The sequence below is a fragment of the Bradyrhizobium sp. B097 genome (assembly GCF_038957035.1).
Taxonomy (GTDB): Bacteria; Pseudomonadota; Alphaproteobacteria; order Rhizobiales; family Xanthobacteraceae; genus Bradyrhizobium.
Genome location: NZ_CP152412.1, coordinates 2,929,798 through 2,942,361, shown reverse-complemented (window position 1 = coordinate 2,942,361; position 12,564 = coordinate 2,929,798). Strand labels below are relative to the sequence as shown.

The window sequence follows — 12,564 nt, the reverse complement described above, 5'->3', positions numbered from 1 at the left end:
TGCCGAGCATGGCCGCTCGGGGTTTCAGGACTAATCTACCGAAAAAAGGAAAGGACTGACTGAAACGAGCGGCGTTCCGTCGCTCGTTTGCTTCACTCGAAATTCTATTTCCTTTTCCGCGCTCGTATCCAGGACGCTAACGGACAGTATCGCAATGCACGTGACTTCTCGCGTTGCCTTGTCCCTTGACTTCACGAGTATCGTGCCATCCAGGCTGTAGGCAGCGCTTTTCTTTGCACCGTCCAAGATCGCCGATTTTTCAGTTTCCGATTTCGCAGCATTCATCATTGCTTCAAGCGAACTCGAGTATTTGAGAGTAAAAGTCACCAGCTTGTTATTTTGATCGTCCGAAAATGTCTTGAGTACCGAACTGCGGGCATTCGAAGAACGACACTCCTGCTCAGCAATTTGGTCCGCTTCGCCACAGCCGCTCAACAAGAGCAGCAGAACGAAGCGTGCCAGAAGCGCCTGCCCTTCCCTCATCGGTCTCATTGGACTGCCTGTGTCGGATTGCCCCGATACGCTTTGCGCCAGACCGGCGACAGAGCGTGACCGCGGGCAGATAGTTGCGCCGGAGTTTCGGTCGGCCGAGCCATTGCACGGCCTCGATCCAAAGCGCGCCATCCTGGCGCCGCAACGGTCGGATTCCGCTTCGGTCGGTGCCGAGCACCTCATCAAAGCGCCGCTCTATACTATTTGAATTCGGCGGCATGGAGCTTCACGAAATCGCGCGTGTTCACCGGTGCTTTGCCCGTGAGCTTGTATATGGTGTCCGTCATGCGGTCGTAACGCCCCTGCCGGTTCAACTCGGTCATGGCCGAGAGATGGCTGACGACGTGCTCGGGAAACCCCGCCCGCCGAAGGCCTTCGCTCCACGCCGCGAGCGGGACGTCGCGATATCGGATGGGCCTGCCGAGCGCCTCGGAGAAAGCACGCGCATAGTGGTTCAGATCGGCGGATTCCGGCCCCGTCAGATCGTAGATTCGTCCGATATGGGGTGCGGGATCGTCGAGGATCGCCGCGACCGCGCGCGCCACATCGACCGCCGAGATCGGCGAGGTCTTGCCATCGCCCATCGGAAGCGCCAACTCGTCGGAGGCCCGCACGCCGGCGGCGGCGAGCATCAGAAAGAAGCCCTCAAGGAACACTGTCGGCCGCACCGTGACGACCGGCAGTCCCGACCAGGCCAGAGCCTGCTCCGCCAGCCAGTGCAGCCTGTGCTGCGGGCTGTCGGTGGTCTCGTTGATGCTCATCTGCGAGACCGTCATCTGCGACATGTTCACGAAAGCCTCAACGCCGTGGTGTCGCGCCACCGCGGCAGTGTTGATCGTGGCTTCCAGGTAAGCCGCCGAGACAGACATACCGAAATAGATACGCCGGCAACCTTCGATGGCGCGGTGCATCGAGGCGAGGTCCGTCAGGTCGCCCTTGACGACCTCTGCGCCGAGCCGCCGCAAGGCTTCGGCGCGCGCATCCTCCCGCCGAACCAAGGCGCGCACCTTGTGGCCATTCTTGAGCAGGAATTCGGTGAGGCTGCGGCCGATGCCGCCCACAGCGCCGGCTGCTCCGGTCACGAGAATCGGCTTGTCGTGCTGGTGTTTCGTCGTCATGTTGCTGACCCTTGGGTTGCGTTCAAAGGACGAACTGGCTTGATATCTGTGATGCCCGGGGGCTTGAACCCAGAGACGGTGCGCATTGTGCTGCGACCCGACCTCAGCGCGGCGGCAATCCGGCCTGCCGCATGACGAAGCGCTGGATCCGCGGGATGACGATGATCAACATCGGAACGATCACAACGTAGCTCGTTGCCGCGGCCTTCAGCCAGCGCAGGGCGAAATCAGGCTGGAACCCATAGTTCATGGCGAGACCGACGAACGACATGCTGGTCGACGTGATCAGGCCGGTGATCAAGGAGATCGAGGGTCCAATCAGTTTCGGGGAAAGGGCCATTTGCTTGCTCCTGGGGACGGGGTTATTATTTAGACGACGTATAACTTATACAATGTAAAAGCAAGAGGGCCAATGCCGAGAACTGCCGATCCGGAGCTGCCTCACAGGATCTTGAAGGCCGCCGACACGCTGTGGCAGTCGGGCGGCGAGGAGGCCGTGACGATCCGCGGCGTCGCCGCGGAAGCAGGCACCACGACGCCAACGGTCTATAGCTACTACGCCGACCGGGAGGCGTTGCTGACGGCGTTACGCGCGCTCGCGTTTCAGCGCTTCTCGGCCTACCTCGCGAAATCCCGCGACTTTCAGGACACCTGCGTACGGCATCTCGAGTTCGGCAGCACCCACCCCCGCGACTATGAATTGCTCTACGGGCGCGGCTGGATGGAACGCGTCACCACGGGTGCGCAGGCCGGCGAGATCGAACGATACACCACCCATATCGTGCGCGCCGGTGTCGATGAAAGCAGGGCCGCGCACATTGCCTATCCGATCATGATGATGCTGCACGGCGTGGTGATGCATCGGCTGCTGAACAAGAAGCCGGGTCCCCTCGGCCGGACGATTGCAGCAGCCTGTCTCGACGCCTGCATGACCCTGCTCGAAAGCGCCCGGCAGGGGAAATAGCAGATTGCGATTTAGAACCCGCCGAGGCGATTGAAGAAACCCATCACCATGTCGACCTTCTTCTGCTCGAGCAGGCGGACGGCCCTCCTGACCGGCATGAATCCCTCCCCGGAGATTGTGCACTGCATTTTTGCTTTCGTGCCGTTCTATCACAGGGGCAGCGGCCGATGATGTCAAACGCGATGGCTGCGTCGCCACGGCGCAGGCCTGCGCAAAGTTTCGGCGAAGCGCTGCCGACGACCTTTCAGACCGGAGAACTACGGAAGGAACCTTCGCTATTTCTGACTTATCCTGAGGCCCGCGAAGTAATTGTCATTGGAGGCGGCACATGACTCATCTGCTTTGCAGAACGAGACTCATCGCATGGTTCGGTGCGTGCGTGCTTGGATTGGGAGCGTGGCTTGCCGCTTCGTCGGCTGCGGTGGCGCAGAATTCACCTTCTGCCGAGGCCAGGCTGAAGGAGTTGAATATTACGCTGCCGCCCGTTCCGACACCGGTCGCCAACTACGTCGATGCGGTCCGGGTCGGCAATCTGCTCTTCCTCGCAGGAAACACTCCGGCTGCCGACTGGAAGTACAAGGGCAAGGTGGGGAAGGACCTCACCGTGCAGGAAGGTTATGACACGGCCCGTCAGGTCGGCCTGATCATGTTGGCGAAGGTGCGCGTCGCACTTGGGAGCCTCGATCGCGTCAAGCGCGTGGTCAAGGTCTTCGGGATGGTCAATTCGGCCGAAGGCTTTGGTGATCAGCCGAAAGTCGTAAATGGATTCTCCGATTTGATGGTGGAGATCTTCGGCGAGGCGGCCGGCAAACACGCGCGATCTGCCGTTGGAATGGCGGGCCTTCCATTCAACAACGCAGTGGAGGTCGAAATGATCGTTGAAGTGGCCGAATGATCGGCCAACTGTTGTCTCGGGTCACAAGCCGTCGATGACGACCGATCCAGGCAACAACCACTTCACCCTCAGAAGCTGACTTCCAAGACTACACGCCCTACGCCGGCAGCTGCGTTTCGATGAACGCGGTGACGAAGCGCGGCATCGCGGAGTTGAGATCGGCACGGCTGCGCACCAGATGGATGCCGGCGAGTTCGGGGTTTTTCTGACGCGCGAGATTGGATTCGATGCGCGCACGCAGCGCGTCAGCGGGCATGTCGACGCGCAGGATCTGCATCATTGCGAGCGCAACGCCGGTGTAGATGCAGTGCCAATCGGCATCCGCGCGGCAATCTGCTGCGGTAAGCCCGGTCTCCTCCTCGAGTTCGCGCATCACGCTGCCGGCGATATCGACCGTCTCGCCGCTGATGTCGTCGAGATCGGGCGTACCGGAGGGAAAATAAATGCGGCCGGCATTCGCGGTCCGCTCGCCCATCACGCCACACACGAAGGCGCCGTCGCTCGAGAGCAGCGCGCCCATGCCGAAGCCGTTGAAGATCTCCTTGTCGGGAAAGCCCCAGTCGCGCCAGGCGAGGAAGCTTGCGAAATCGGTCTCGAAATAACTCGCGCTGAGCCGCTCGCCGGCAAACACCGGATCGCGCCCGAGCAGGACGCGGCCGTTCCACAGGTTCGGGTTGAGCCGCTGCTGCTCGGCGAAGTGCGCGTCGATCTCGCCGCGCCGTTCGTCCGCGAACGGCCACGGACGCTGCTGCAGTGCGAGGTCGAGCGTGGTGACGCGACAAACCAGCGGAGACTGCATGTCACTCACCGCAAACTCATTTCGGCATGATCTCCGCGCAAACTACTTCGCGCTTCCGGTCGTCTTCTTGACCTGATCGACGAACTTGTTGGTGTAGGTCTTGGTGACGTCGATGCCGGCCTTTGCGACCTCCGGCGAGCCCTCGCTGAACACCGCGAGCACCGCTTCCGCGCCCTTGGGATCCATCTTGCCGGTCTCCGAATACATCGGGATCGTGTTCTTCAGCGCCGCGAGATACTGCGCCCTGTCCTTTCCAACGATCTCGTCCGGCATCTTGGCCATGATGTCTTCGGCGGTGTGCGAATGGATCCAGGCCAGCGTCGCCATGATCGCATTGGTCAGCGCCTGCACCTCCTTCTCGTGGCCGTTGACCCAGGCCGCGGTCGAATAGAGCGCGCCACCGGGATATTCGCCGCCGAACACCGCCAGCGTGTCGTGCTGGGTGCGGGTGTCACTCAGGATCTTGAGATCGGAATGGCTGCTCTGCAGAACGGTGACGGCGGGATCGAGCATCACGGCGGCATCGATCTGGCCCTGCTCCATCGCGGCCACCGCGGTGGCGCCGAGGCCGACGCCGATCACGGCGGTGCCTTGGGGATCGAGGCCGTTCTTCTTCAGCATGTATTTCAGGAAGAAGTCGGTCGAGGAGCCCGGCGCGCTGACGCCGACCTTCTTGCCGGCGAGATCCTTGATCGAATTGATCTCGCCGGTGTGCTTGGGCGACACCACCAGCACGAGGCCGGGATAGCGGTCATAGACCACGAAAGCCTGCAGCTCCTGCTTCTTGGCCGCGAGGTTGACGCAATGGTCGAAATAGCCGGAGACGACGTCGGCGCTGCCGCCGAGCACGGCCTTCAGCGCATCCGAGCCGCCCTTGAGGTCGACCAGCTCGACCGCGAGCCCGGCCTTGTCATATTCGCCAAGCTGCTTGGCCAGCACGGTGGGCAGATAGCACAGGCAGGCGCCGCCCCCGACCGCGATGGTGATCTTGCTTTGCGCCGCGGCAAGGCCCGTGGACAGGGTCAGCGCCAGCAGCGTTCCGGCAAGCTTGCCCAGCAGTTTGTTCATGACGTCCTCCGTTCGACTGGCCGGCAAGATAGAGGAGCAAGCCTGCCTTGAGAAGGCGACTTTCCGGTTACTGGTCAAGCCTGCGGCCACGGCATAGCATCGCGGATACAGGAAAACGCCGAACAAGCACCAAGAATATTTCAAGGGAAACACCAAGGGAGGTCTTCATGAATCGTATTGCAACCGCGCTGTCGATCGCCACTGCCTTCGCCGCCGGCTGTGGCGTCACCCATCTGCTGCGGCCGGCGCTCGCGGCCGAGAGCATCACCGCGCAGGTCATCCACACCGGCGAGATGGAGGGCGACAAGCTCGGCGACGCCAACAAGGTCGGCTTCCGCTCCAAGACGTTCGTCTCCGCCGACGGCGCCACCGTCTCGATCCAGGACGGTAACGTGCCGAAGCACATGCACCCCAACACCAACGAGATGCAATTCGTGCTCGAGGGCACCGGCACGGTCTGGCTCGGCGACAAGGAAGTGACGGTCAAGCCGGGCGATTTGATCGTGATCCCGAAGGGCACGCCGCATGGCGGCACCAAGCCGAACGGCCGCGCAATCAAGTCGATCGCGATCAAGACGCCGCCGCAGGCGCCGGATGATACCAAGCTGCTGGATTGACGATGGTCCGTCAGCCGTCATCGCGAGGCGCGTCCGACCGTGCAAGCACCGTCACCCTGAGGAGGCCGCGAAGCGGCCGTCTCGAAGGGTCGACGGCCCGACTGTGGCCGTCCATCCTTCGAGGCTCGCTCCGCTCGCACCTCCAGCGACAAAGGCGAAGCCTTTGCGCGGGGATGACGGTGCTTGCAAGGGCCCATAGCTGTCAGGCGAGCAACTGACGGTTCCATGACACCACGATCAACGGATTATTCGCTTGCCTCACCTCCGCTCGCTCCATAGTATGATGATCGTCATTTATAGAGAGCGGGACCATGAGCCTGGACGATCACCCCACGGTCAGGGCGGTGCGCGCGCGCAGCAGCCAGCACGTTCACGACGTCCCGGTCTCTTCGGAACTGCTCAAGCGGATCGCGCGCGAGTGCGGAGCCGATGACGTCGGCATCATCGAGTTCGACCGGGCCGCCATCGCGCCGCAACGCGACTTCATCCGCAAGGTCTATGGGCGGACGCGCTCCCTGCTTGCGATCGTGTGCCACATGAACCGCGAGCCGGTGCGCTCGCCTTCACGCTCGGTCGCCAACGAGGAATTCCACGGCACCTACGATCACGTCAACGAAACCGCGCGCGCCATCGTTCGCGCGCTCGACGAGCACGGCATCCCGGCCTGCAATTCCGTCGCGGCCTTCCCGATGGAGATGGACCTGCCCCGGATCATGATGGTCCAGCACAAGCCGATCGCGGTGGAAGCAGGCCTCGGGCGGATGGGAATCCATCGCAGCATCATCCACCCGAAATTCGGCAGCTTCGTCCTGCTCGGCACCGTCCTGCTCGGATCCGAGGTGGACGCCTATGACCAGCCGATCGACTACAATCCCTGCCTGGAGTGCAAGCTGTGCGTCGCCGCCTGCCCGGTCGGCGCCATCAAGCCGGACGGCGGCTTCGATTTCCTGTCCTGCCACACCCACAATTATCACGACTTTCTCGGCAACTTCACGCAATGGGTGGAGAAGGTCGCGGATTCCAAGGACGCCAAGGATTATCGCGCCCGCGTCCCCCGCACCGAGACGTTGAACATCTGGCAATCGCTGTCGTTCAAGCCGGGGTACAAGGCAGCCTATTGCATCTCGGCCTGTCCGGCCGGCGAAGACGTGATCGGCCCCTTCCTGCATGATCGCGACGCGCATTTCACTGAGGTGGTGCAGCCGCTGATCGACAAGGACGAGTTCGTCTACGTGATCCCGGATACCGACGCCGAGGACACGGTGACGCGGCGCTTTCCGCACAAGAAGGTCCAGCATGTCACGTCCGGCCGCCATGCCGGCAGCATCCAGGCCTACATCTTCTCGCTCTCGCTCGGATTTCAACGCGGCCGGGCGCGTGGTCTGGATTTCGTGACGCATCTGCGCTTCACCGGGTCAAGCGCGCTGGACATGACAGTCGTGATCAAGGGCAAGGATCTGCAGGTGGTGCCGGGGCGTCATGTCGGAGACGCGGCGCTGAACATCACCGCCGATACCCAGGCATGGCTGCGCATCCAGAACCGCGACCTCGACCTGGCCGACGCGACTGCCTCAGAGCTGGTGAGCTACAGCGATGAGAAGCTGTTCGCGGCCTACATGCGGTGCTTCCCGCTGTAAGTGGCCGCGTAGGGTGGGTTAGCCGAAGGCGTAACCCGCCATGACCTCTTCGCCGCAACATCGGTGGGTTACGCTTCGCTAACCCGCCCTACCTCTCCACGTCATTGCGAGCGAAGCGAAGCAATCCATCTGCTCGTGTCCGCGGATGGATGGATTGCTTCGTCGCTTCGCTCCTCGCAATGACGGCGTCGTAGGTCACACCAACAATCCACCGCCATCCACCGCAAGAATCTGCCCGGTCACATAGCTGTTCAGCATCAGATAGACATAAGCCGCGGCCGCCTCGCTCGGCGATGCGGCGCGCGGTAACGGCAAGCCTGCCACGTAGCCGCGCACCCTCTCCTCCGGCATCTGCTTGACGCGCTCGGTGAGAATGAGCCCCGGACAGACGGCATTGACGCGGACCGGCGCAAGATCGACGGCAAGGCCGCGGGCCAGGCTCTCCATGGCACCCGCGGCCGCGGTAACAAACGGCATCCCCTTTTGCGGGCGGTGTGCCAGCAGGCCGCCGGTCAGCGTGATCGATCCGTTCGCTGCGATCACGCGGCTGGCGTGCTTGACCGCCGCGAGCGAGCCCCAGAAGCGAAGGGTCAGAGCCTCGCGCGCGGCGACGAGATCGAGATCCCGCGTGGCACCGAACGCCGGGAGGCCCTGATCGCCCGCCGTGATCGCGAGGTGATCGAAGGCGCCGACCTGTTCGAAGAAGCGCGACACGCCGGCTTCGTCGCACAGATCGACGGTGTTGCCCGAAGATCCCGGCAGCCGCGCGACCGCCGCATCGACATTGGCCGGCTTGCTGGAAGCAATCACCACCTCCGCGCCCTGCTCCTGCGCCAGCGCAGCAACCGCGAAGCCGATCCCCGACGATCCTCCGATCGCGATCACGCGCTTGCCGGCGAGCGACATCTTGGCGTCTGTCATGGTCCGTACTCCGCCGCAGCTACGCGAAATAAGCGGGGTGATCGATGTCGGCGATCAGCCCGGGCTGCTGCGGCTGCCAGTCGAGCCGCGCGCGCGTCCGCGCACTCGAGGTCGGCACATCGAAGGCGACGAACCTGCCGAACATGCCGAAATGCTCGGCCGCCTCCTCTGAAGACTTCGACACCAGCGGAACGTTGAGCCGGCGGGCGATGACTTCGGCGATCGCCTTGAACGGCACGCCTTCGTCCGCTACGGCATGGAACGGACCGCCTTCGACGCCGCGCTCGAGCGCGAGCCGGTAGACGCGCGCCGCATCCAGCCGATGCACGCCGGGCCAGCGGTTCTGTCCCTCGCCGATATAGGCGGAGACGCCCTTCTCGCGCGCAAAGGCGACGAGGCGCGGCACGAAGCCGTGGTCGCCGTGACCATGCACCGAGGGCGGCAGCCGCACGACGGCCGCGGGTACGCCGCGCGATGCCACGGCCATCGTCGTTGCCTCGGACGCACGCGGATAGGCCTCGGAGACCGGAATCGGCGGATCGTCTTCGGTTGCAACGCGGCCCTGCGCCACCCGTGCGACGCCCGATGTCGTGATCAGCGGACGTTTCGAGCCTTCGAGTACGGCACCGAGCGTCTCGATCGCGCGCCGGTCATCCGCGCAGTTCTGGGCGAACTTCGAAAAGTCATGGTTGAAGGCGCAATGGATCACCGCATCCGCTTGTGCGGCGCCGCTCTTCAGGCTGTCGATATCTTCGAGCGTTCCGTAGTGAACCTCGGCGCCGGCGGCGGCGAGCGCTTCCGCGCCCTTGTCGGAACGGGTCATGCCGAGCACCTGATGGCCGGCGGCAATCAGATCATTCGTGACGGCCGAGCCGACCCAACCGGTGGCTCCAGTGACAAACACGCGCATCAGCAATCTCCAGGTTTTGCTGGCGACAAATCTGGGTCGTTGCGCTATCGTGGTAAAGTAGTGACCTTATCATGGTATAATGGCTAACAGGATGAGCGAACCGCTCGCGCAAGAGAACCTGCTCGGCGCCTATCTAAAGGACCGACGCAGCAAGCTCGATCCTGCAACGTTCGGCTTTCCGCCGGAGCGGCGGCGCACGCCGGGCCTGCGCCGCGAGGAAGTGGCGCAGCGCGCCAACATCTCGGCGACCTGGTACACCTGGCTCGAACAGGGCCGCGGCGGCGCGCCGTCGGCCGATGTGCTCGACCGCATCGCGCGTGCGCTGATGCTGACCGATGTCGAGCGCGAGCATCTGTTCCTGCTCGGCCTCGGCCGTACGCCCGACGTGCGCTATCAGAAGAGTGAGGGCGTCTCGCCGCGGCTGCAGCGCGTGCTCGACGCGTTGGAGCCGCGCCCCGCCATCATCAGGACCGCGATATGGGATGTCGTCGCCTGGAACCGGGCGGCCACCGTGATGCTGACAGACTATAAATCGTTGCCGCCGAGCGAGCGCAACATCCTGCGCTTCATGTTCCTCGATCGGCGCGTCCGCGCCGCGCAACACGACTGGGCCAGCGTGGCGCGCTTCGTCGTCGGCGCCTTCAGGGTGGACGCGATGCGCGCCGGTGCGGCCGCCGAGGTCCAACCTTTTGTCGATGAGCTCTGCCGGCTCAGCCCGGAATTCGCGGCGCTCTGGCGCGACAACGACGTGCGAACCCATGGCGAGGGCGTCAAGCAGCTCCGCCATCCGATCCTCGGCCCGGTCAAGTTCGAATACTCAGCATTCGCGGTCGACGGCCGGTCCGACCTCAGCATGATCGTCTACAATCCTGTTGACCCGGAGGTGGCGGAGAAGATCCGCGGGCTGATGGGGGCAGCGCCGGCACACGAACGCGCGTGATCGTCGCGCGCTTCTCACAAAACGAAACGCAAATTGCATCGCTTCTCTGACACGACCCCAGGTATAGTCGCCCTACCACCGAGCCAACGGTGGGATTTGGGAGAGGATAGCCATGAAAGCCTCGTTACTCCTCGCGGGCCTAGCTGTCGCGATCCTGTCGATTGCCCCCCCCGCAAATGCTGAGAACAAACCCAAACTCGCCAAGCAAGCGGCCTCGGGACCGGGCTGCTCAATCTCCGGTACCTGGCCCAATCCTACGCCGGTGGTTTGCTGGCCAGAGCGCGTCAAACGTTTCCACAGCTTCAACGAATGCAGGGAATCCTTCCTGAAGCTTGGCTTCGATACCAATGGCATCTCGTGGTTTTGCACCAGCCAGGGATACAAGAGCTGACAGTTTCGCACCCGGAATGCGTAGAGGCCGCCTTCGTTCGCGGCCGCTTTCGTTCCTGACGTGCCAAGCTTGTGTGTTAATCCCGCGTCACGGCTGTCGGCCGCCAAACCAGCAGCCGCTTCTCCACGACAGTCACCGCCATGTCGATCAGGATGACGAAGGCCGACAGCACGAACATGCCGGCGAACACGCCGGCGACGTCGAACACACCCTCGGCCTGCTGGATCAGATAGCCGAGGCCGGCCGCTGAGCCGAGATATTCGCCGACCACGGCGCCGACCACCGCAAAGCCGACCGAGGTGTGCAGCGAGGAGAACATCCACGACAGCGCCGAGGGCCAGTAGACGTGGCGCATCAGCTGCCGCTCGTTCATGCCGAGCATGCGGCCGTTGTCGAGCACCGTGGTGGGCACTTCCTTGACACCCTGGTAGACGTTGAAGAATACGATGAAGAACACCAGGGTCACGCCGAGCGCGACCTTGGACCAGACGCCGAGCCCGAACCACAGCGTGAAGATCGGCGCCAGCACCACGCGCGGCAGCGCGTTGACCATCTTCACATAAGGATCGAACACCGCGGCGACACGCGGCTGTCGCGCGAACCAGAAGCCGACCAGGATGCCGCCGCCCGAGCCGATCACGAAGGCGAGGATCGATTCCCACAGGGTGATCGCAAGATGCTTCCAGATCACCCCGGTCGAGAACCATTTTACAATCTGGCTGAAGACGTCGACCGGATTGGAGAAGAAGAACGGCGGCAGCAGCACCTTGCCGAAAACCGGCACGGTGGAAAAGAACTGCCACAAGGCCAGTGTAACGACGGCGACCAGAACCTGCAGCGAAAGCAACGTCAAGCGTGACATCAGGCGGCTCCCGCCTGCGTCGACTGGACATAGCCCTTCATCACCTCGTCTTTCAGCACGCCCCAGATCTCGCGGTGCAGGGCATGGAAATCCTTCTCCATCCGGATTTCAGCGATATCGCGCGGCCGCGGCAGCGTGATGCGCCAGTCGCCGATGATGCGCGCGCTGGGCCCGGCCGACATGATCACGACGCGGTCGGCAAGCGCGATCGCCTCCTCGAGATCGTGGGTGACGAACAGCACCGCCTTGCGGTCGGCAGTCCACAATTCCAGCAGCAGATTGCCCATGATCTGCCGGGTCTGGGCGTCGAGCGGGCCGAACGGCTCGTCCATCAGCAGTATCTTCGGATCGCGGATCAGGACTTGCGCCAGCGCGACGCGCTTGCGTTGGCCGCCCGACAGCATGTGTGGATAGCGGCCGGCGAAGGCGCCGAGCCCGACCGAGGTCAGCCATTGCTGCGCGCGCGCAAGCGCATCCGTGCGCGGCGTACCCCGGATCTCGAGCCCGATCGCGACATTGTCGATCGCGGTCTTCCACGGGAACAGCGCGTCGGCCTGAAACAGATAGCCGGCGTCGCGGTTGAGGCCACTGAGCGGCTTGTCGAAAATCCGCGCCGTCCCGGCGGCCGGTTTCAACAGCCCCGCGGTGACGTTGAGCAGCGTGGATTTTCCGCATCCGGTCGGACCGACAATGGCGACGAACTCGCCATGATCAACCGAAAGATTGGCTTGCTCGACCGCGGTATAGACGCGTCCATCCGCCAACCGAAACGCCACCGTCGCACCGTCAAGCGCGACCGCCGTCGGCTCCGTCATCGCCACGCATTCCTCCCGAACATCAGGCAAATGGCTTAGCGGTTCGCTCGGGCAAGTCAACGCAGGAAGAAGACGCAGGCCGCGTGCCGGGGGACTGCGGTCACGCAGTTTTCAGGCCGGCCGGGTTGCGCATCG

Annotated in this window: 15 protein-coding genes; 6 read left to right on the top strand and 9 right to left on the bottom strand. The window is 63.3% G+C overall.

Translation table 11 applies throughout. The features are described 5' to 3' along the window. Positions 1-30: 30 nt before the first annotated feature. From AAFG07_RS13645 to AAFG07_RS13635, 3 genes are all read right to left on the bottom strand, one after another. A complete protein-coding gene (locus tag AAFG07_RS13645) occupies positions 31-483 on the bottom strand; it encodes a hypothetical protein (RefSeq protein WP_342727722.1) in 453 nt (150 codons plus the stop codon). 209 nt (positions 484-692) lie between these two features. Beyond that, positions 693-1,574, bottom strand: a complete 882-nt coding sequence (locus AAFG07_RS13640) for an SDR family NAD(P)-dependent oxidoreductase (RefSeq protein WP_342727721.1) — start codon at positions 1,572-1,574, stop codon at positions 693-695. Positions 1,575-1,713: 139 nt separating this feature from the next. Further along, positions 1,714-1,950 carry a DUF2798 domain-containing protein gene (locus AAFG07_RS13635; RefSeq protein WP_342727720.1) on the bottom strand — a complete coding sequence of 79 codons (237 nt, stop codon included), beginning with the start codon at positions 1,948-1,950 and terminating at the stop codon, positions 1,714-1,716. Positions 1,951-2,022: 72 nt separating this feature from the next. Here AAFG07_RS13635 and AAFG07_RS13630 point away from each other — a divergent pair, with 72 nt between their 5' ends. Both AAFG07_RS13630 and AAFG07_RS13625 read left to right on the top strand, forming a co-directional pair. Then, complete coding sequence (locus AAFG07_RS13630) at positions 2,023-2,574, top strand: helix-turn-helix domain-containing protein (protein WP_342727719.1); 552 nt, start codon at positions 2,023-2,025, stop codon at positions 2,572-2,574. A 328-nt stretch (positions 2,575-2,902) separates the two neighbouring features. Beyond that, entirely contained in the window at positions 2,903-3,469 is a 567-nt protein-coding gene (locus AAFG07_RS13625) for a RidA family protein (protein ID WP_342727718.1), read from the top strand. Between the two features lie 97 nt (positions 3,470-3,566). On the opposite strand, the gene AAFG07_RS13620 is transcribed toward AAFG07_RS13625, so the two are convergent. Both AAFG07_RS13620 and AAFG07_RS13615 read right to left on the bottom strand, forming a co-directional pair. Continuing rightward, positions 3,567-4,268 (bottom strand): NUDIX hydrolase, encoded by a 702-nt coding sequence (locus tag AAFG07_RS13620; RefSeq protein ID WP_342729146.1) that lies wholly within the window; start codon positions 4,266-4,268, stop codon positions 3,567-3,569. 42 nt (positions 4,269-4,310) lie between these two features. Beyond that, positions 4,311-5,336 carry an ABC transporter substrate-binding protein gene (locus tag AAFG07_RS13615; RefSeq protein ID WP_342727717.1) on the bottom strand — a complete coding sequence of 342 codons (1,026 nt, stop codon included), beginning with the start codon at positions 5,334-5,336 and terminating at the stop codon, positions 4,311-4,313. A 167-nt stretch (positions 5,337-5,503) separates the two neighbouring features. Here AAFG07_RS13615 and AAFG07_RS13610 point away from each other — a divergent pair, with 167 nt between their 5' ends. After that, positions 5,504-5,953: a cupin domain-containing protein gene (locus AAFG07_RS13610; protein ID WP_342727715.1), complete on the top strand. Its 450-nt coding sequence runs from the start codon at positions 5,504-5,506 to the stop codon at positions 5,951-5,953. A 311-nt stretch (positions 5,954-6,264) separates the two neighbouring features. Further along, positions 6,265-7,590: a 4Fe-4S binding protein gene (locus AAFG07_RS13605; protein ID WP_342727713.1), complete on the top strand. Its 1,326-nt coding sequence runs from the start codon at positions 6,265-6,267 to the stop codon at positions 7,588-7,590. A gap of 195 nt (positions 7,591-7,785) precedes the next feature. On the opposite strand, the gene AAFG07_RS13600 is transcribed toward AAFG07_RS13605, so the two are convergent. Both AAFG07_RS13600 and AAFG07_RS13595 read right to left on the bottom strand, forming a co-directional pair. Further along, positions 7,786-8,511, bottom strand: coding sequence for an SDR family oxidoreductase (locus AAFG07_RS13600; protein ID WP_342727712.1), 726 nt, complete (start codon positions 8,509-8,511; stop codon positions 7,786-7,788). Between the two features lie 19 nt (positions 8,512-8,530). Further along, positions 8,531-9,421, bottom strand: a complete 891-nt coding sequence (locus AAFG07_RS13595; RefSeq protein WP_342727711.1) for an SDR family oxidoreductase — start codon at positions 9,419-9,421, stop codon at positions 8,531-8,533. A 91-nt stretch (positions 9,422-9,512) separates the two neighbouring features. On the opposite strand from AAFG07_RS13595, the gene AAFG07_RS13590 reads away from it, so the two are divergent. Further along, complete coding sequence (locus AAFG07_RS13590; RefSeq protein ID WP_342727710.1) at positions 9,513-10,361, top strand: helix-turn-helix transcriptional regulator; 849 nt, start codon at positions 9,513-9,515, stop codon at positions 10,359-10,361. A 112-nt stretch (positions 10,362-10,473) separates the two neighbouring features. Then, positions 10,474-10,752 carry a hypothetical protein gene (locus tag AAFG07_RS13585; RefSeq protein ID WP_342727709.1) on the top strand — a complete coding sequence of 93 codons (279 nt, stop codon included), beginning with the start codon at positions 10,474-10,476 and terminating at the stop codon, positions 10,750-10,752. A 76-nt stretch (positions 10,753-10,828) separates the two neighbouring features. Here the strand turns inward: AAFG07_RS13585 and AAFG07_RS13580 are convergent, their stop codons facing one another. Further along, complete coding sequence (locus tag AAFG07_RS13580) at positions 10,829-11,614, bottom strand: ABC transporter permease (RefSeq protein WP_342727708.1); 786 nt, start codon at positions 11,612-11,614, stop codon at positions 10,829-10,831. Then, positions 11,614-12,429, bottom strand: coding sequence for an ABC transporter ATP-binding protein (locus AAFG07_RS13575; RefSeq protein WP_342729145.1), 816 nt, complete (start codon positions 12,427-12,429; stop codon positions 11,614-11,616). Before AAFG07_RS13575 ends, AAFG07_RS13580 begins: the two co-directional genes overlap by 1 nt. Positions 12,430-12,564: the final 135 nt, after the last annotated feature.